Below are 18,590 nucleotides of genomic sequence, written 5' to 3' on the forward strand. Positions count from 1 at the left end.
AGATAAAAATATGAAAAAAAAGCCGTTTGTAACTTTGGAAAAGCTTCAGGAAATCACTGAAAAATATCCGACACCTTTTCATCTTTATGATGAAAAAGGAATTCGCGAAAATGCAAAAGCATTGAAAGAAGCTTTTGCATGGAATAAAGGATTTAAAGAATTTTTTGCAGTAAAAGCAACTCCGAATCCGTATTTGATTCAGATCCTTCAGGAATATGGCTGTGGATGTGACTGTTCTTCTATGACAGAACTGATGCTGTCCAAAGCAATCGGCTGCAAAAAAGGTGATATCATGTTTTCTTCTAATGATACACCAGAAGCAGAATTCCGTTATGCAAATGAAATCGGTGGCATTATCAATCTGGATGATATTACCCATATTAAAGCAGTTGAAAAAGCGGTCGGATATATTCCGAAGACGATCAGTTGCCGTTATAATCCAGGCGGAGTCTTTAAAATCAGCAATGATATTATGGATAACCCGGGAGATGCTAAATATGGAATGACAACGGAGCAGATTTTTGAAGCATTTCGCACTCTGAAAGCAAAAGGAGCAGAGAATTTCGGTATTCATGCATTTCTTGCCAGCAATACAGTAACGAATGAATATTATCCGATGCTCGCCAAAGTCATGTTTGAACTTGCAGTAAAGCTTCAGAAAGAAACAGGAGCACATATCGGATTTATTAATCTTTCCGGTGGAATCGGTATTCCATACAGACCGGACCAGACACCGAATGACATTCGTGTGATTGGAGAGGGCGTTCGTAAAGTATACGAAGAGGTTCTTGTTCCGGCAGGAATGGGAGATGTTGCTATCTATACGGAACTTGGGCGTTTCATGATGGGACCTTATGGATGCCTTGTTACAAAAGCAATTCATGAGAAACATACACACAAAGAATACATCGGTGTAGATGCATGTGCGGTAAACCTTATGCGTCCGGCAATGTATGGAGCTTATCATCATATTACAGTTATGGGCAAGGAAGATCAGCCATGTGATCATCTTTATGATATTACAGGTTCTCTTTGTGAGAATAATGATAAATTTGCAATTGACCGTTATCTTCCAAAGATTGATATGGGAGATCTTCTTGTTATCCATGATACAGGTGCACATGGATTTGCCATGGGATATAACTACAATGGCAAACTGAAATCTGCAGAAATTCTTCTTCATGAGGATGGAACTTTTGATATGATCCGTCGTGCGGAAACTCCAAGAGATTATTTTGCGACATTTGACTGTTTCCCGATTTATGAAAAAATACTTGAAGATGAAGACAGACTTTATAAATAAAAACAAATAAAAATATTTGTATTTCTATCTAAAATGCTTGCAATGGACTGAGAATTATGATATTATAATTTTCGGTTCATTTGCCGCTGTGGCGGAATTGGCAGACGCACTTGACTCAAAATCAAGCGGGAAACCGTGCCGGTTCGAGTCCGGCCAGCGGCACTTAACTCAGGCTCTCTGATAATCAGAGAGCTTTTTTGATTATCAACATTGTAGCTTTTTTATGAAAAGTTTATAAAATTTCATAGAATGGACATTGAATCTTGGAAAGAAAAATGATATGGTACATGACATAAATGATTTTGAAAGAATCCGGAGATACTAAATACCGGGACTTTCGAAGATTTGGAGGACAAAAGATAAATGAAGTTTGGGAACAAAAAACCAGAGAAAATACCTATGTATGTATATTATATCATTGCAGGTGTTATCATCGTTCTTCTGAATATGCTGGTTGTTCCGGCCGTACAGGAACGAAGCGTGCAGAAGACGGACTATTCTACGTTTATTGAAAATGTTGAAGATGGGAATGTAACAAAGGCTACAGTAGAAGAAAATTATATATATTATGAGATGAAAGACAGTAATTCCGGGAATATGGTTCTGTGTAAAACTGTCAAGATGGATGACTCTGATCTGGTTAATCGCCTGTTGGATGCAGGGGTAACAATGGATGAAGTTCTTCCGGAAAGTCCTTCTATACTGATGACACTGCTTCTCAGCTATGTAGTACCAATCGTGATCTTTATTTTTATTGGTCGCTGGCTGAGTAAGAAGATAATGTCATCTATGGGTGGCGGCCCTGGTGGTGCAATGTCTTTTGGCAAAAGTAATGCCAAGGTATACGTGAAATCTTCTACAGGAATTAAATTTTCTGATGTTGCAGGTGAAGATGAGGCAAAAGATCTTCTGACGGAGATCGTTGATTATTTGCATAATCCGCAGAAGTATACAGAAATTGGGGCGTCTATGCCAAAGGGTGCACTGCTTGTGGGTCCTCCTGGAACAGGTAAGACTCTTCTTGCCAAGGCAGTTGCAGGTGAAGCTGAAGTTCCGTTTTTCTCTATTTCGGGATCTGAGTTTGTAGAAATGTTTGTTGGTATGGGCGCGGCCAAAGTACGTGATCTTTTTAAACAGGCAAATGAAAAAGCACCATGTATTGTATTTATTGATGAGATTGATACAATTGGTAAGAAACGTGATGGAGCTGGATTTACAGGTGGCAATGATGAACGTGAACAGACTTTGAATCAGCTCCTTACAGAAATGGATGGCTTTGATGGATCCAAAGGCGTGGTAATTCTTGCGGCAACAAACCGTCCGGATTCTCTTGACCCTGCACTTCTTCGTCCGGGACGTTTTGACAGACGAATTCCGGTAGAACTTCCGGATCTTCAGGGCCGTGAGGAGATTTTGAAGGTACATGCAAAGAAAATCAAGATTGCAGATACCGTTCGTTTTGATGATATAGCGAAGGCTGCTGCCGGCGCTTCCGGAGCTGAACTTGCCAATATTGTCAATGAAGCGGCGCTTCGTGCAGTACGTGATGGACGTAAATTTGCCACACAGGCAGATTTTGAAGAAAGTATTGAAGTTGTAATTGCCGGATATCAAAAGAAAAACCGTGTTCTTTCTAATAAAGAAAAACTGATCGTATCTTATCATGAAATCGGACACGCTTTGGTAGCAGCTAAACAGACAGAATCTGCACCGGTACACAAAATTACGATTATACCACGTACTTCCGGTGCTCTTGGATATACGATGCAGGTAGATGATGGAGAACATTATCTGATGAGTAAAGAAGAACTGGAAAATAAGATAGCAACATTTACGGGCGGTCGTGCTGCAGAGGAACTGATTTTTCATTCGATCACAACAGGTGCTTCCAATGACATTGAGCAGGCAACAAAGATTGCCAGAGCCATGATCTCGCGTTATGGCATGAGTGATGATTTTGATATGGTTGCGATGGAAAGTGTCAGCAATCAATATCTGGGTGGTGATTCCAGCCTGACATGCTCTTTTGAAACACAGACAATGCTGGATAAAAAAGTTGTGGAACTTGTTCGCAAACAGCATGAAAAAGCGCTGAAGATTCTTCAGGATAATATCGGCAAACTCCATGAACTTGCGCAGTATCTGTATGAGCATGAGACGATTACCGGAGAAGAATTTATGAAGATTCTCGAAACTCCTACACTAGTGGTAGAAGATACTTTGAAAACTTCCGAAGAGGAAACCGATAAGATATAATATTGCCATGTGAATTACTATGAACAGCAGCTGTACGAAAGAGACGTTTCTCATTGTGAAACGTCTCTTTTTGTGTTATACTACAAAACAGTGAAATTATAATCTTTTCAGTAATATGATATTGAAAAAAGGAGGAAGAACGTTGTCAGGTATTGACTGCAGACAGGCAGAAACACTGGTTGCCAGATATATCAAGCATACATTGTCCACAGACGAACTGGAAGAATTTCTGGATCATATAGAGCATTGTTCTTCCTGTTATGATGAGTTGGAGACATATTTTATCGTTCATGAGGCAATTCAGCAGCTGGATGAGAAGGAAGATGGTACGGTCCTTGATTTTCGGGAACTTCTGGAACAGGACATCCGTCGATCACGCAGATATATCCGCCAGAAAAGATGGCTGCATTTTTTGTCTGTGATTTTTTTTATGGCAGTAGTGATCGCGGCTGCATCATTTGTTGTATTTCTTGTAATGGAAGTAACGCATTTTTTATAACATGATACAGGAGGATATTATTTTGAGTGAAAAGATATTATTGATAGACGGACACAGTATTCTGAACCGCGCTTTTTATGGACTTCCGGATCTGACCAATGCAGAGGGAAAACATACAGGTGCGGTTTATGGCTTTTTAAATATCCTTTTTCGTATCCTGGAGGAGGAGAAACCGCAGTATCTGACAGTTGCTTTTGATCTTCATGAGCCTACCTTCCGCCATAAGATGTACGAAGCATATAAGGGAACACGTAAACCAATGCCGGAGGAACTTAGAGAGCAGGTTCCGTTGATGAAGGAAATGCTTACGGCAATGGGAATAAAAATTGTTTCAAAAGCAGGATATGAGGCAGATGACCTTTTGGGAACTCTGGCTGTCAGAAGTGAAAAAGAAGGAATGGATGTTACAATCCTGTCAGGTGATAGAGATCTTCTTCAGCTGGCAACAGAAAAAGTTATGATTCGTCTGCCAAAAACCTCAAGAGGAAAGACAACTATCGAAAATTTTCATGCAGCAGAAGTCCTTGAAAAATATCAGGTAACACCGCCACAGATTATAGAATTAAAGGCTTTGATGGGAGATTCGGCAGATAATATTCCGGGAATTCCAGGCGTTGGTGAAAAGACGGCAACCAAAATGATCGTTGAGTTTGGAACAATTGAAAATGCCTATGTACATCTGGAAGAAATAAAACCAAATAAAGCCCGGGAATCGTTGAGAGAGCATTATGATCTTGCAGAACTTAGCAAGGCACTTGCTACGATCAATACAGAAAGTCCGCTGGAATATGTATATGAAGAGGCGAGACTTGGGAATCTTTATACTCCGGAAGCGTATCAGCTCTGTAAACAGCTGGAATTTAAAAATCTTCTTGGAAGATTTGATACTTCAGCTGTACCGGAGAACACGATTGAGCAGAATTTTTTTACCTGCAGTGATCTTGGAGGCGCAGAAGCACTGTTTAAGAAAGCTGCTGAGAAAAATTATATCGGTGTGGCATTGCTTTCTGATAAAGAAGGCGTATATGGCCTTGGAATAGCTCTTACCAAAGGAGAAATTTATTATGTTCCGGTTGAGGGATTGCTTACCGGTGATTATATTTGTGCAGCATTGAAGGAAATCGCTGACAGTACAATTCTCTGTTCCATAGATGTAAAATCTATGTTGAAACACGTTGGACTCGAGGATGCAGGCCATGTATTTGATACAGGTGTGGCAGTATATCTTCTGAATCCATTAAAATCTTCTTATACATTTGACGATATTGCAAGAGAATATCTTGATGGAGCCTTACTTCCGACGCGAACGGATCTGCTCGGCAAAGATTCTCTAAAGGCAGCCTGGGAAAAATCCTCTGATGGATTGATGTCTTATGCGTGTCATTTGGCTTATACGGCATATGCAACCAGAGAACCGATTGAAAATGCCTTAAAAGAAACAGAAATGTGGAATGTTTACAGAGAAATTGAACTTCCATTAATCTTTACACTGGATTCTATGGAAAAATGGGGGATTCGTGTCAAAGGCGAGGAACTTAAATCTTATGGAGAGAAACTCCAAGTTCGTATCGCAGAACTTGAAAAGCTGATCTATGAACAGGCTGGAGGAGAGTTTAATATCAATTCTCCTAAACAACTTGGCGTGATTCTTTTTGAAAAAATGGGTATCCCTGGTGGAAGAAAAACAAAGACGGGCTATTCTACAGCTGCTGATATTTTGGAAAAACTTGCGCCAGAGCAGCCAATCGTTAATGATATTCTGGAATACAGACAGCTTACCAAGCTGAAATCTACTTATGCAGATGGTCTAAGTGCAGTGATTGAAGCGGATGGCAGAATTCATTCTACTTTTAATCAGACGATTACAGCGACCGGGCGTATCAGCAGCACAGAACCGAACCTGCAGAATATTCCAGTGCGTATGGAGCTTGGACGTCTGATCCGCAAAGTTTTTGTGCCGGAAGATGGGTATGTATTTCTGGATGCAGATTATTCACAGATCGAACTTCGTGTGTTGGCACATATGTCAGGCGATGAGAAACTGATTCAGGCATACAGAGAGGCGGAAGATATCCACAGACTGACTGCATCACAAGTATTTCATGTACCGTTTGATGAGGTTACAGATCTGCAGCGAAGAAATGCCAAAGCAGTTAACTTCGGAATCGTGTATGGCATCAGCTCTTTTGGCCTGAGTCAGGATCTGAGTATCACACGAAAAGAAGCTGCTGAATATATCGAAAAATATTTTGAAACTTATCCAAAGATCAAAGTATTTCTTGATGGACTTGTAGCGGATGGAAAAGAAAAGGGGTATGTTTCTACAATGCTTGGACGCCGCAGACCGATTCCGGAACTGAAATCCGGTAACTTTATGCAGAGATCTTTTGGAGAGCGTGTGGCGATGAATTCGCCGATTCAGGGCACAGCCGCTGATATTATCAAAATCGCGATGAATCGGGTATATCAGCGCCTGAAAGAAGAAGGACTGCAGTCCAGACTGGTTCTTCAGGTGCATGATGAGCTTCTGATCGAAACAAAGAAGGAGGAAGTGGAAACAGTATCCCGCATCCTTGAAGAGGAAATGAAGGGAGCTGTACATCTTTCTGTAGAACTGGATGTCGATATGCATGAAGGAAACAGCTGGTATGAAGCAAAATAATGAGGCGTAACAAATGAAAATCATAGGAATTACCGGCGGTGTGGGCGCCGGCAAAAGTACGATTCTGGATTACTTAAGTCAGAAATATGATGCGTATGTGATTCAGGCAGATAAGATTGGACATCTGGTTATGGAACCAGGTGGACTCTGCTATGAGCATGTAATTGCATTATTTGGCAGACAAATAATAAAAAACGATAAAACTATTGACCGAAAGCAGGTTTCTGATGTAGTATTTGGTAATGAGTTAATGCGTCAAAGTCTTGATGCTATTATTCATCCTGCTGTCAAAACATATATTTTAGAGGAAATCCGAAAACAGAGACAGGCAGGTTGCAGATTGCTTGTGATAGAGGCAGCACTTCTTCTGGAAGAACATTATGAGGAATTTTGTAACAATGTCTGGTATATTCATACGGATGCAGAAATCCGTATTCAGCGTTTGATGGACAGCCGTGGCTATACAAGAGAAAAAGCTGAGAGTATCATCGCCCGACAGGGCTCTGAAGAATTTTTCAGGAAACATTCGGATTATGTTATTATAAATAATGGAGATTTGAAGACAACCTGGAAACAGATAGAAGAGGGGATTAAATTATTATGAGATTTTGCAGTATTGCCAGTGGCAGCAGCGGAAACTGTATCTATGTAGGATCTGACAATACACATGTACTGGTAGATATCGGGATCAGCGGTAAGAAAATGGAAACTGGCTTGAATAGTCTGGAGCTTACCGGACGTGACCTTGATGGCATTTTGATCACACATGAACATTCGGATCATATTAAAGGGCTTGGCGTGATCTCAAGAAAATACGGCATTCCAATCTATGCTACCGCCGGAACCGTGGATGCCATGGTGCGTACCAATGCACTTGGAAAGATTCCAGAGGGGATTTTTCATGAAATTCAGGAAGACGAACCATTTATGATCAATGATCTGAAGGTAAACCCATTTACGATTCCACATGATGCGGCTCAGCCAGTTGGTTATCGGCTGGAACATGAGGGACATTCTGTGGGAATTGCGACGGATCTTGGAAAATATAATGATTATATTATTGAGAATCTGCAGGGACTGGATGCGCTTCTTCTGGAAGCAAATCATGATATTCGTATGTTGCAGGTGGGTAAATATCCATATTATCTGAAACAGCGTATTCTGGGAGACAGAGGGCATTTGTCCAATGAAAATGCAGGCAGATTGTTGTGCAGGCTGCTGCATGATAATCTGAAAGCAATTTTTCTGGGACATCTAAGCAGAGAAAACAACTATGAAGAACTGGCTTATGAAACTGTTTGTTCAGAGGTAACACTGGGAGACAACCCTTACAAATCAAAAGATTTCAGAATTCAGGTGGCGAAACGGGACTTTGTTTCGGATGTAGTTACCGTATAACAGAAAGGAAAAAAGTCATGAAAAAAACAATCATTACAGTAGTAGGAAATGACACCGTAGGAATTATTGCAAAAGTATGTACATATCTTGCAGACAACAATGTAAACATTCTGGATATTTCCCAGACTATCGTACAGGGGTATTTTAACATGATGATGGTTGCAGATACCAGTAAATCTGACAAAGATGCCGCGGCTCTCTCTAAAGAACTTTCTGAAATCGGCGATAAGATCGGCGTAGTGATCCGCTGTCAGCACGAAGATATCTTCAATGTAATGCATCGTATTTAATCGTATCTTACCGAAAAGGAGAGTTGACATGATCAATATTTTTGAAGTTAATGAGACAAACAAAATGATTGAGCAGGAAAATCTGGATGTGCGTACCATTACCATGGGAATCAGCCTTCTGGACTGCATTGACAGCGACCTGGATACTATGAATGAAAAAATCTACAATAAGATTACAACGAAAGCAAAAGATCTGGTTGCTACAGGTGATGAGATTGCAGCAGAATTTGGTATTCCGGTTGTAAATAAACGAGTTTCTGTCACACCAATTGCACTGATTGGTGGAGTTGCATGCCATTCTACAGAAGATTTTGTCTCTGTTGCAAAGACTTTGGATAAGGCAGCAAAGACTATTGGTGTAAATTTTATTGGAGGTTATTCAGCCCTTGTCAGCAAGGGGATGACTCCGGCAGAAGAACTTTTGATCCGTTCCATTCCACAGGCTCTGGCAGTAACAGAACGTGTCTGCAGCTCTGTAAATGTTGGTTCTACCAAGACAGGTATTAATATGGATGCGGTGAAACTGATGGGTGAGATTGTCCTGGAAACTGCAGAGGCATCCAAAGAACAGGATTCCCTTGGATGTGCGAAACTTGTTGTGTTCTGTAATGCGCCAGATGATAACCCGTTTATGGCTGGTGCTTTCCATGGAATTACAGAAGCTGACTGCATCATTAATGTAGGCGTAAGTGGTCCGGGAGTTGTAAAAACAGCTTTGGAATCCGTACGTGGTGCTGATTTCCAGACTTTATGCGAAATGATTAAACGTACTGCATTTAAAGTTACCCGTGTAGGTCAGCTGGTAGCACAGGAAGCATCTAAACGCCTGGGTGTACCGTTTGGAATTGTTGATCTCTCTCTTGCACCGACACCGGCAATTGGCGACAGCGTAGCAGAGATCCTTGAAGAAATCGGGCTTGAAAGAGTAGGAGCACCAGGAACAACTGCAGCACTTGCGCTTTTGAACGATCAGGTTAAAAAAGGCGGTGTTATGGCGGCACAGGCAGTTGGAGGTTTAAGCGGTGCATTTATTCCGGTCAGTGAAGACCAGGGAATGATTGATTCGGTAAATCTTGGTGCGCTGACACTGGAAAAACTGGAAGCTATGACTTGTGTCTGCTCTGTAGGGCTTGACATGATTGCTATACCGGGTGACACAAAAGCATCTACTATTGCAGGAATTATTGCAGATGAATCTGCAATCGGTATGATCAATCAGAAGACAACAGCTGTCAGACTGATTCCTGTAATTGGTAAGGGAGTAGGCGAGACAGTAGAGTTTGGCGGACTGCTGGGATATGCACCGATCATGCCAGTGAATCAGTTCTCCTGTGATGCATTTGTAGAACGTGGCGGACGTATTCCGGCACCAATCCATAGCTTTAAGAACTGATTTTAAAACGTATTTCCCTGGGGAGAAGCAGAGCCCCGGGGATTTTTTTTGTCTTATCATCCTTTGATGTAATTCTAAACGTTTTTTTATTGAAAGTTTAGAAGATTACTGAAAATACTTTATTTAACATAACAATTATGCTATAACATAATATATGATAAAAATGAAAAATAATGTTATATATTGATTTTAAAGGATATAAAGGAGACTTCACTAATAAGAAAATGAATGAACAAATAAAAAGCTATATAGAAAAAATACTGGGAATATCGGTGCAGTTTCACCACTGGAAAGGTGAACTGGAACTGCCGTTTTATATTACAGAGCGCTACGATATGCGACTTGCGGAGCTTGATGATATTCGCTGTATTTTTCTCAGTCCGAAGAAAAAGCTGAATCAGATTGGTTCGCTTAAAAAGCAGATCCGGCGAATTCAGATGGAGGAATCACTGCCGGTTGTGTTTGTTTTTGATAAGATGGATTGTTATCACAGAGATGCTTTTATTCATGCACATCTTCCTTTTATTGTAGTAGGAATCCAGCTTTATCTGCCGTTTATGGGAATATATCTTCAGGAAAAATATATAAAGGAAATCAAGACTTCGGATACGTTTCAGCCCTTTACACAGCTACTGCTCTTCTACTGGTATTATCAGCAGGAAAATTGTCTTTACATGAATGATATGGTAAAAATACTTGGCTGTTCAGCGATGACTGTAACGCGTGCGTTTCGCCAGCTGGAGGAGACTGGTTTGTTTGAAACCGGCAAAACCGGTGTGCAGAAATATCTGAAAGGAACAGAAGAACGAAATGTGATCCTGCAGCAGCTGGAAGATGCTTTGAGTACTCCTGTAGCAGAAACTGTATTTATAAGTAAAAAGGAACTGGAAGAGGAAACAGATATTTCAGAGCGTTTCCTTTCGGGCAATTCGGCACTTATCCGTATCGGAAAAGACGCGGAAGAAGAAGTTCCGTGCTATGCAGTGAATAAAAAAATATTTCATCTATCGGGAAGTAAAGAACTTCTGAATGCAGAAACACAGGCAGAAGTGCAGCTGTGGAAATATGATCCTTCTATATTAGCGAAGAATGGTTTCGTAGATTCTCTTTCCCTGGCATTGAGTTTTCAGAAACCAGCGGATACTTTTCTAAAAAATGATTGACAGCAATGATTTCCTGTGGTAAAGTATAAAACAACAAAACCGATGAGGAAGAAGAGTAAATAATTTCGTATCATTCCAGAGAGCAGGTGTTGGTGTAAGCCTGTATGAAACAGATTATTGAATGGCCTTCCGAGGGCAGCCCGAAATTTTAATCTGAAGAGTAGGCGCTGACGGGAACCGAACCCGTTATCAATCAGGAGTGTATGTTTGTACATGAGAAAGTGGACGATACGTCAATTTGAGTGGTACCGCGATAATAAGAAATTATTACCGTCTCAAGCATAGCTTGGGACGGTTCTTTTTTTCTCATGGAACATGAAATGTAGAAACACATAAAATGCAGAAAAGAGAGGAAAAAGACTATGAAAAAAAGAATGTTAGTAATCGCAGCAGCAGTAACAGCAACTATGATGATGACCTGTCCGGTAATGGCAGATGATTTTAAAGTAGGTATCTGTAATTATGTGGATGATGCTTCTTTAAATCAGATTGTAGATAATATTCAGTCCCGCCTGGAAGAAATCGGTGAAGAAAAAGGGGTTACATTTGACGTATCTTATGATAACTGTAATGCAGATGCCAGCGTTATGGAACAGATCATTTCTGATTTTCAGGCTGACAATGTAGATCTGATGGTAGGCGTGGCTACACCGGTGGCAATGCGTATGCAGTCTGCAACAGAAGGAACTGACACACCGGTTGTTTTCTCCGCAGTATCTGATCCAGTTGGTTCCGGACTTGTAGATTCTCTGGAAGCTCCTGGTGCAAACATCACAGGAACCAGTGATTATCTGGATACTTCTTCTATTATGAAACTGATCCAGGCGCAGAACCCGGATGTAAAAAAAATCGGTCTTCTGTATGATGTTGGACAGGATTCATCCACAACAGCGATCCAGGAAGCAAAAGATTACCTGGATGAACAGGGAATTGAATATGTAGAGCGTACCGGAACGACAACAGACGAAGTACAGCTTGCAGCAGAAGCACTGATCGCTGATGGCGTAGATGCCGTATTTACACCTACTGACAATACTATCATGACAGCAGAACTTTCTATTTATGAGAAATTCATCGAAGCCGGAATTCCGCACTATACAGGAGCTGACTCCTTTGCGCTGAACGGAGCATTTGTGGGATATGGTGTTGACTATGCGAATCTTGGACAGAAAACAGCTGATATGATTGCTGATATTCTGGTAGATGGAGCAAAACCATCAGAAACTGCAGTTGAAACATTTGACAATGGTACTGCAACAGTAAACACAGAAACATGTGAAGCTCTCGGTCTTGATTTTGATACTGTAAAGAAAGCATTTGAGCCTCTCTGCACACAGGTAAATGAAATCACAACTGCTGAAAGCTTTGATGATGTAGAAGCAAAATAAACATTAACTGGAGGAATTTACTGTGACGATTGCAACTATGCTCTCCCTTGGAGAGACTGCCCTGAAGCTTGGACTGATCTGTTCTTTGACAGTTCTTGCTCTGTTTCTTAGTTATTCTATGCTGAATGTCTGCGATCTTTCTACAGACGGCTGCTTTACTTTTGGCGCTGCTGTAGGAGCCGTAGTAGCTGTGAGCGGGCATCCTTTTCTGTCTATTGCAGCAGCAATGGCAGCCGGTGTGACATCTGGATTTGTAACGGCTATTCTGCAGACCAAACTTGGAGTGGACAGTCTGCTTGCCGGAATCATTGTTAACACTGCATTGTATTCGGTGAATATTGCAGTGATGGGAGGTTCTTCTCTTATTAATATGAACCGGACGACCACCGTGTTTACCATGATGAAAGATACACTTGCCGGAACTTTGCTGAAGGGAAGAGAGGATATTATAATTGCAGCGATCGCAGTGATCCTCGTGATCATATTTCTGGTATTTTTCCTGAAAACAAGACTTGGTCTTGCAATCAGGGCAACTGGAAATAATTCAGACATGGTAAAATCATCTTCGATCAATCCGGTGTTTACAACGGTAATTGGTCTTTGCGTAGCAAATGCATTTACAGCACTTTCCGGATGTCTTTTGTCCCAGTCACAGAAATCTGTAGATATCAATATTGGCCAGGGTATGGTAACGATTGCACTGGCATCTCTGCTGATCGGAGGTACGATTCTGGGACGTGGTGGAATCTTTGTAAGAGCAGTGGGAATGGTTCTTGGTTCATTTATCTTCCGCCTTGTATATACGATTGCACTTCGGTTTAATATGCCGGCATTTATGTTGAAACTGGTATCCTCTGTCATTGTTGTTCTTGCAATATCTGGTCCATATCTTAAGAAACAGTGGCCACAGATTCGAAGAAGAATGACACATACAAAAGGAGGCAGATGATTCATGTTAAAAATCAGCCATATTTCCAAGACATTTAATCCGGGAACAGTAAACGAGAAAAAAGCAATTGAGGATTTATCTCTGGAACTGAAACAGGGAGATTTTGCAACGATCATTGGCTCCAATGGTGCTGGAAAGTCCACGTTATTCAATGCAATCTGCGGAGATTTCCTGACCGATACAGGCTCGATCGAACTAGATAACAAAGATATCACATTTATGCCGCAGCATGCACGTGCAAGAAGCATTGGACGGCTTTATCAGGATCCGATGCGTGGAACTGCACCGGGCATGACGATTGAAGAAAATCTTGCGCTTGCAGCAGGTAAGGGAGGATGGCTTTCACATACGACTCGTCAGGAAAAAGAACGCTTTCGTGAAGAATTGAAGAAACTGGATATTGGTCTTGAAGAACGGATGAGCCATCCGGTAGGGCTTCTTTCCGGTGGACAGAGACAGGCGCTGACACTTCTGATGGCGACAATGAATCCGCCGAAACTTCTTCTTTTGGATGAACATACAGCAGCACTTGATCCTGGCACAGCAGAAAAAGTTCTGAATCTTACCAGACGGATCGTAGAAGAACATCAGCTTACCTGTCTGATGATCACACACAATATGCAGTCTGCGATTGAACTTGGTAACCGTATCCTGATGATGGACTCCGGTAATATTGTGCTTGATATCGGAGGCGAAGAAAAGAAAAATATGACAGTAGAGGGACTTCTGGAAAAATTCAGAAGTGGCGCTGGTAAAGCACTCGATAATGACCGTATCCTGCTGTCCGATTAAATGCTTTATGATTAAGCAGAATGTGAGAGAAAGACTTTTCGACTATTCGTTGGAAGGTCTTTTTTTCTTGCAGTTTTTTGCAGATTTATGGCATGACGGCCCGCAGGCAGGTGTAAAATACTATTACTATGTAGTTGCATGCAAGAATGGCACAACATACAACTGGAAACCATCAGATAATAAATATGATGACGATGAAGATGATGTAATCACAAGTGGATGCAGCGCAGCAGCAACAGCATCTGTTTCCAACACAACGATCGGCAAGACTAAGATTACATCCGGCAAGAGCTCTAAAGGTAAAGTAAACCTGAAGTGGCAGAAAGTAGATGGTGCAGCAGGATATGTTGTTTATCGTTCTACAAAGAAAGGTTCCGGATATACTAAGATTGCTGAGATTACAAAAGGATCTACTGTAAAATATACAGATAAAACTGCTAAGAAAGGCAAAAAATACTACTACAAAGTTCGTGCCGTAAAAGCAAATGAAGCTGGTGTAGACGTATTCTCCCCTTATTCTGCAGCTAAAGCAGTCAAAGTGAAATAATGTTTTGGATTTAAGATAAAATCTGATTCTGTCAGAATAAAAGGACAGCTGGCCCTATAAAAGGACCAGCTGTTTTTGATATTCATGAACAAAAGGACGCCCTGTTTTCTGAGCCAGAATACTTTCGTAGATATTGGAAGCTCTCAGATTATCATTCCATATTTTCTGTCCGTCTGCTGAAAGAATTCCCGAGGCATCGGCAGCTTTCGTGATGACAGGGATAGTTGTATGCTGCTTGATTTCTTTAAGCAGAGGGGAAGAAGATTTTCTGAATCCCAGGACACGTGCATATGGAATTTCTTTTGGTTGTTCTCTTATCTTCAGGATGGTATGGAGCAAAGCGCGCTGAATTCTGGTATAAGTCAGTTCTTTGGTTTTCAGAAGTTCTGTGAACTGTGTGAAATTTTTAAAATGATTGATCTGATTGCAAATTCTGGCAGCAAGATCTTTTGACATATCAGCATAGCTGATAAGTGATTCAGGAGTTTCGTTTAACAGACAATACTGCAACAGAAGAGAAAAGTCATCTTCCAGCAGAAATTCATTTTTATTAACAGCAGTTTCCAGAATTGATGCAGCTTCATTCGGAACTTTCTTTAGGACTCCGTTAATTTTTGAATCCGATTTCAGGGCATTTCGAATCGCAGATGCAGATGCAAAATGCTCCGGAGCAGAAGTGAACTGTTCATTTAGCACGGTATCATGATATCTCATTCCCTGGCGTTTCAAAGTGACCGGCCGGATGGAACTATCTAAACGGAGCAATGCTTTACAGTATTCGATGCCAAGGATGTTGTTTGGTAAATTTAAAATCTGTACGATTTGATTGAGAAGTGGCGTCAGAATACCATCAAAATCGTCTCCCTCAAAATGATGAGGATCTTTGAAATATTCGATCAGCGCCTGGCTTCTGGCAGCGGGGAAAGACAGCCCTTCGCTCAAAAAAGTTTTCAGAAGTACACGGTATTCTTTGGGTTCTTTTACAAGGACAGCAGCAAGTTCCTGTAGTGCAGAAACTTCACCATATTCACTTCCAAAACAGAGCTGGTCAACGACATGCAGATTGTCCAGTATGGAAACACCGGCCATGGCAAATGTCTCTGCACTGGCAGTACTTACGGACACCGGCATTTCAAGTATAAGATCGGCACCGCATCGAAGTGCCATTTCTGCACGCAGATGTTTGGGCAGCAGAGCAGGAGTACCTCTTTGCACATAATCGCCACTCATGACTACGATCACATAATCTGCCTGCAGTTCTTTTTTGCAGTAATTTATCTGGTATTTATGACCTCTGTGAAATGGATTATACTCCGCAATGATTCCGGTTACATTCATATGAAATACCTGCCTTTGTACAAATTAAAATTATTTTTTATTGTATCATCTGACGGAAAATTTATAAAGAAAAACTGCAAAACATTTCAGAGCATATTTCCGGCATGGGAAAATGATAAAATTGCACGTTAAAAAATACCACTCTTTGGAAGAATCTCTCTGTCAACTACTTGAAATGCACAAATTCTGGGGGTATAATGAATTCAGCTGTGAGGTCATGTTTCAGACGCTCACACGGTCTGATGACCGAAATAACGAAAGGAGCCATTTAATCATGGGATTTGTTGATTTACTCAAAGAAAGAGCAAAAAAAAGCATCAAAACTATCGTACTGCCAGAGACAGAGGATATGAGAACTATCGAGGCAACAGATAAGATTCTGAAAGAGGGAGTTGCTAAGATTATCCTCATCGGTAACGAAGAAGAAATCAATAAGAAAGCTGCAGAAGGCGGATTCGATATCTCCGGAGCAACCATCGTTGATCCTGAGACATCTGACAGAACTCAGGCATACATTGATAAATTTGTAGAACTGAGAGCTAAAAAAGGTATGACACCTGAAAAAGCAAAAGAAATCCTTCATACTCAGTACCCATACTATGGTGTAATGATGGTAAAAATGGGTGATGCAGACGGTATGGTATCCGGTGCATGCCATTCTACAGCAGACACACTTCGTCCATGTCTGCAGATTCTGAAAACCAAACCGGGAACAAAACTTGTATCCGCATTCTTCCTGATCGTAGTCCCGGATTGCGAATATGGTGCAAACGGTGCATTTGTATTTGCTGACTCTGGTCTGAACCAGAATCCGACTCCGGAAGAACTTTCTGCAATCGCAGCATCTTCAGCAGAATCCTTCCAGCTTCTTGTTCAGGAAGAACCAGTCGTTGCAATGCTTTCACACTCTACAAAGGGAAGTGCAAAACATCCGGACGTAGATAAGATGGTAGAAGCTACAAGAATCGCAAAAGAAGAACATCCGGAACTCAAACTGGATGGAGAGTTCCAGCTTGACGCAGCAATCGTACCTAGCGTTGGTGCTTCTAAAGCTCCGGGAAGTGAAGTTGCAGGTAAAGCAAACGTTCTTGTATTCCCTGACCTTGATGCAGGAAACATCGGATATAAACTTGCTCAGCGTCTTGGAAAAGCAGAAGCTTACGGACCTGTTACACAGGGTATCGCAAAACCAGTCAATGACCTCTCCAGAGGATGCTCTGCAGATGATATCGTTGGTGTTGTTGCTATCACAGCTGTACAGTGCCAGGCTGAAGACAAATAAGAATTACATATTTTGAAACTTATTGAATAGGAGAATATTAAGATGAATGTATTGGTAATTAACTGCGGAAGTTCCTCCCTGAAATATCAGCTCATCAACTCTGATACAGAGGATGTTCTGGCAAAGGGTCTTTGCGAGAGAATCGGAATCGACGGAAGACTGGTTTATCAGAAAGCCGGACTTGATAAAGAAATCACAGAGTGTGCAATGCCTACACACAAAGAAGCTATCCAGTTTGTACTGGATGCTCTTACAAACGAAAAAACAGGCGCTATCAAGAGCCTGAAAGAAGTAGATGCAATCGGACATCGTGTCGTACATGGTGGAGAAAAATTTGCAGCTTCTGCAGTGATCACAGATGAAATGATCGCAGCAGTAAAAGAGTGTAACGATCTTGCACCACTTCATAACCCGGCAAACCTGATCGGTATTGATGTCTGCTCTGAGCTTATGCCAGGTGTACCGCAGGTTGGTGTATTTGATACAGCTTTCCATCAGACAATGCCTGCAAAAGCATATCTGTACGGACTTCCGATCGAATACTACAAAAAATACAAAGTAAGAAGATATGGTTTCCACGGAACCTCACACAGCTTTGTATCCAAACGTGCTGTAGAATTCCTTGGACTTGACAAAGACAACTCCAAAGTTATTGTTTGCCATCTTGGAAACGGATCTTCCATCAGTGCTGTTCAGAACGGCAAATGTGTAGATACAACTATGGGACTTACACCACTTGAGGGCGTTGTTATGGGAACTCGTTCCGGTAATATTGATCCGGCAATTGTTGAATTCATTGCAAAGAAAGAAAACCTTGACATCGCAGGTGTTATGAATGTGCTGAACAAGAAATCCGGTCTTCAGGGTATGTCCGGAGTCGGCAGTGATATGCGTGACATCAGAGCTGCTATCGCAGATGGAAATGAAGATGCTAAGAATGCTTATGATGTACTTTGCTATGGTATCGCTAAATTTGTTGGCGGCTATGTAGCAGCTATGAACGGTGTAGATGCAATTGTATTTACAGCTGGTATTGGTGAGAATGTAGGCCAGCTTCGTAAAGATGTCTGCAATTATTTCGGATATCTTGGCGTTGAAATCGATGACAAAGCAAATGATACATTTAGCGAAGAAATTGTTATCTCTACTCCAAATTCAAAAGTTAAAGTTGCAGTTATTCCTACAAACGAAGAACTTGCAATCTGCAGAGATACAGTAGCGCTGGTTAAATAATTTGTTATAAAACAACTTCGAAGGGGGCTTGCCGTTGGCAAGTCCTTTTCTTTTGCGTATTTTCATATTATGACTTCCTTTTGTTGTAGCTATTACA

Annotated in this window: 16 protein-coding genes, 1 tRNA gene and 1 other annotated feature; of the genes, 16 read left to right on the forward strand and 1 reads right to left on the reverse strand. The window is 41.2% G+C overall.

The window, feature by feature from the left end; translation table 11 throughout:
- Positions 1-10 precede the first annotated feature (10 nt).
- The 14 genes from LI112_RS03025 to LI112_RS03090 all read left to right on the forward strand — a co-directional run bounded on the left by LI112_RS03025 (position 11) and on the right by LI112_RS03090 (position 14,640).
- Positions 11-1,303: a diaminopimelate decarboxylase gene (locus LI112_RS03025; protein WP_117638580.1), complete on the forward strand. Its 1,293-nt coding sequence runs from the start codon at positions 11-13 to the stop codon at positions 1,301-1,303.
- 82 nt (positions 1,304-1,385) lie between these two features.
- A tRNA-Leu gene (locus LI112_RS03030) sits at positions 1,386-1,465 on the forward strand.
- Between the two features lie 201 nt (positions 1,466-1,666).
- Positions 1,667-3,559 (forward strand): ATP-dependent zinc metalloprotease FtsH, encoded by a 1,893-nt coding sequence (ftsH, locus tag LI112_RS03035; protein WP_227190220.1) that lies wholly within the window; start codon positions 1,667-1,669, stop codon positions 3,557-3,559.
- A gap of 142 nt (positions 3,560-3,701) precedes the next feature.
- Complete coding sequence (locus LI112_RS03040) at positions 3,702-4,058, forward strand: anti-sigma factor (protein ID WP_022389410.1); 357 nt, start codon at positions 3,702-3,704, stop codon at positions 4,056-4,058.
- 22 nt (positions 4,059-4,080) lie between these two features.
- Positions 4,081-6,720, forward strand: coding sequence for a DNA polymerase I (gene polA / locus LI112_RS03045; protein WP_227190221.1), 2,640 nt, complete (start codon positions 4,081-4,083; stop codon positions 6,718-6,720).
- A gap of 13 nt (positions 6,721-6,733) precedes the next feature.
- Positions 6,734-7,324, forward strand: coding sequence for a dephospho-CoA kinase (gene coaE / locus LI112_RS03050; protein ID WP_022389412.1), 591 nt, complete (start codon positions 6,734-6,736; stop codon positions 7,322-7,324).
- The gene (locus LI112_RS03055; RefSeq protein ID WP_005425456.1) at positions 7,321-8,118 is read left to right on the forward strand and encodes an MBL fold metallo-hydrolase; all 798 of its coding nucleotides are present in this window, start codon (positions 7,321-7,323) and stop codon (positions 8,116-8,118) included. Before coaE ends, LI112_RS03055 begins: the two co-directional genes overlap by 4 nt.
- Positions 8,119-8,135: 17 nt before the next feature.
- Positions 8,136-8,408: an ACT domain-containing protein gene (locus tag LI112_RS03060; RefSeq protein ID WP_005425458.1), complete on the forward strand. Its 273-nt coding sequence runs from the start codon at positions 8,136-8,138 to the stop codon at positions 8,406-8,408.
- Between the two features lie 28 nt (positions 8,409-8,436).
- Positions 8,437-9,801, forward strand: coding sequence for a PFL family protein (locus LI112_RS03065; protein ID WP_227190222.1), 1,365 nt, complete (start codon positions 8,437-8,439; stop codon positions 9,799-9,801).
- A gap of 173 nt (positions 9,802-9,974) precedes the next feature.
- Positions 9,975-10,964 carry a hypothetical protein gene (locus tag LI112_RS03070; protein ID WP_227190223.1) on the forward strand — a complete coding sequence of 330 codons (990 nt, stop codon included), beginning with the start codon at positions 9,975-9,977 and terminating at the stop codon, positions 10,962-10,964.
- A gap of 33 nt (positions 10,965-10,997) precedes the next feature.
- Positions 10,998-11,245: a binding site (T-box leader), on the forward strand.
- An 81-nt stretch (positions 11,246-11,326) separates the two neighbouring features.
- Entirely contained in the window at positions 11,327-12,352 is a 1,026-nt protein-coding gene (locus LI112_RS03075; RefSeq protein ID WP_005425396.1) for an ABC transporter substrate-binding protein, read from the forward strand.
- 22 nt (positions 12,353-12,374) lie between these two features.
- A complete protein-coding gene (locus tag LI112_RS03080; protein ID WP_330664043.1) occupies positions 12,375-13,301 on the forward strand; it encodes a hypothetical protein in 927 nt (308 codons plus the stop codon).
- A gap of 3 nt (positions 13,302-13,304) precedes the next feature.
- Positions 13,305-14,093, forward strand: coding sequence for an ABC transporter ATP-binding protein (locus LI112_RS03085; RefSeq protein ID WP_005425401.1), 789 nt, complete (start codon positions 13,305-13,307; stop codon positions 14,091-14,093).
- Positions 14,094-14,160: 67 nt separating this feature from the next.
- The gene (locus tag LI112_RS03090; RefSeq protein ID WP_227190224.1) at positions 14,161-14,640 is read left to right on the forward strand and encodes a hypothetical protein; all 480 of its coding nucleotides are present in this window, start codon (positions 14,161-14,163) and stop codon (positions 14,638-14,640) included.
- A 54-nt stretch (positions 14,641-14,694) separates the two neighbouring features.
- Here the strand turns inward: LI112_RS03090 and LI112_RS03095 are convergent, their stop codons facing one another.
- Positions 14,695-15,978, reverse strand: a complete 1,284-nt coding sequence (locus tag LI112_RS03095; protein ID WP_227190225.1) for a nucleotidyltransferase — start codon at positions 15,976-15,978, stop codon at positions 14,695-14,697.
- A gap of 274 nt (positions 15,979-16,252) precedes the next feature.
- On the opposite strand from LI112_RS03095, the gene pta reads away from it, so the two are divergent.
- Together pta and LI112_RS03105 are read left to right on the forward strand one after the other, a co-directional pair.
- Entirely contained in the window at positions 16,253-17,260 is a 1,008-nt protein-coding gene (gene pta / locus LI112_RS03100; protein ID WP_022389420.1) for a phosphate acetyltransferase, read from the forward strand.
- 42 nt (positions 17,261-17,302) lie between these two features.
- Complete coding sequence (locus LI112_RS03105) at positions 17,303-18,493, forward strand: acetate kinase (RefSeq protein WP_005425411.1); 1,191 nt, start codon at positions 17,303-17,305, stop codon at positions 18,491-18,493.
- The last annotated feature ends 97 nt before the right edge of the window (positions 18,494-18,590 follow it).

The organism is Blautia sp. 210820-DFI.6.14 (assembly GCF_020558815.1).
In the GTDB taxonomy this organism is placed as follows: Bacteria; Bacillota; Clostridia; order Lachnospirales; family Lachnospiraceae; genus Blautia_A; species Blautia_A obeum.

What these genes read in the sequence shown, in the direction of transcription:
- ftsH (WP_227190220.1), top strand. Translation starts at nt 1,667, where the DNA reads ATGAAGTTTGGGAACAAAAAACCAGAGAAAATACCTATGTATGTATAT.
- LI112_RS03105 (WP_005425411.1), top strand. Translation starts at nt 17,303, where the DNA reads ATGAATGTATTGGTAATTAACTGCGGAAGTTCCTCCCTGAAATATCAG.
- pta (WP_022389420.1), top strand. Translation starts at nt 16,253, where the DNA reads ATGGGATTTGTTGATTTACTCAAAGAAAGAGCAAAAAAAAGCATCAAA.
- LI112_RS03060 (WP_005425458.1), top strand. Translation starts at nt 8,136, where the DNA reads ATGAAAAAAACAATCATTACAGTAGTAGGAAATGACACCGTAGGAATT.
- LI112_RS03085 (WP_005425401.1), top strand. Translation starts at nt 13,305, where the DNA reads ATGTTAAAAATCAGCCATATTTCCAAGACATTTAATCCGGGAACAGTA.
- LI112_RS03055 (WP_005425456.1), top strand. Translation starts at nt 7,321, where the DNA reads ATGAGATTTTGCAGTATTGCCAGTGGCAGCAGCGGAAACTGTATCTAT.
- LI112_RS03095 (WP_227190225.1), bottom strand. Translation starts at nt 15,978, where the DNA reads ATGAATGTAACCGGAATCATTGCGGAGTATAATCCATTTCACAGAGGT.
- LI112_RS03025 (WP_117638580.1), top strand. Translation starts at nt 11, where the DNA reads ATGAAAAAAAAGCCGTTTGTAACTTTGGAAAAGCTTCAGGAAATCACT.
- LI112_RS03070 (WP_227190223.1), top strand. Translation starts at nt 9,975, where the DNA reads ATGTTATATATTGATTTTAAAGGATATAAAGGAGACTTCACTAATAAG.
- coaE (WP_022389412.1), top strand. Translation starts at nt 6,734, where the DNA reads ATGAAAATCATAGGAATTACCGGCGGTGTGGGCGCCGGCAAAAGTACG.
- LI112_RS03075 (WP_005425396.1), top strand. Translation starts at nt 11,327, where the DNA reads ATGAAAAAAAGAATGTTAGTAATCGCAGCAGCAGTAACAGCAACTATG.
- LI112_RS03065 (WP_227190222.1), top strand. Translation starts at nt 8,437, where the DNA reads ATGATCAATATTTTTGAAGTTAATGAGACAAACAAAATGATTGAGCAG.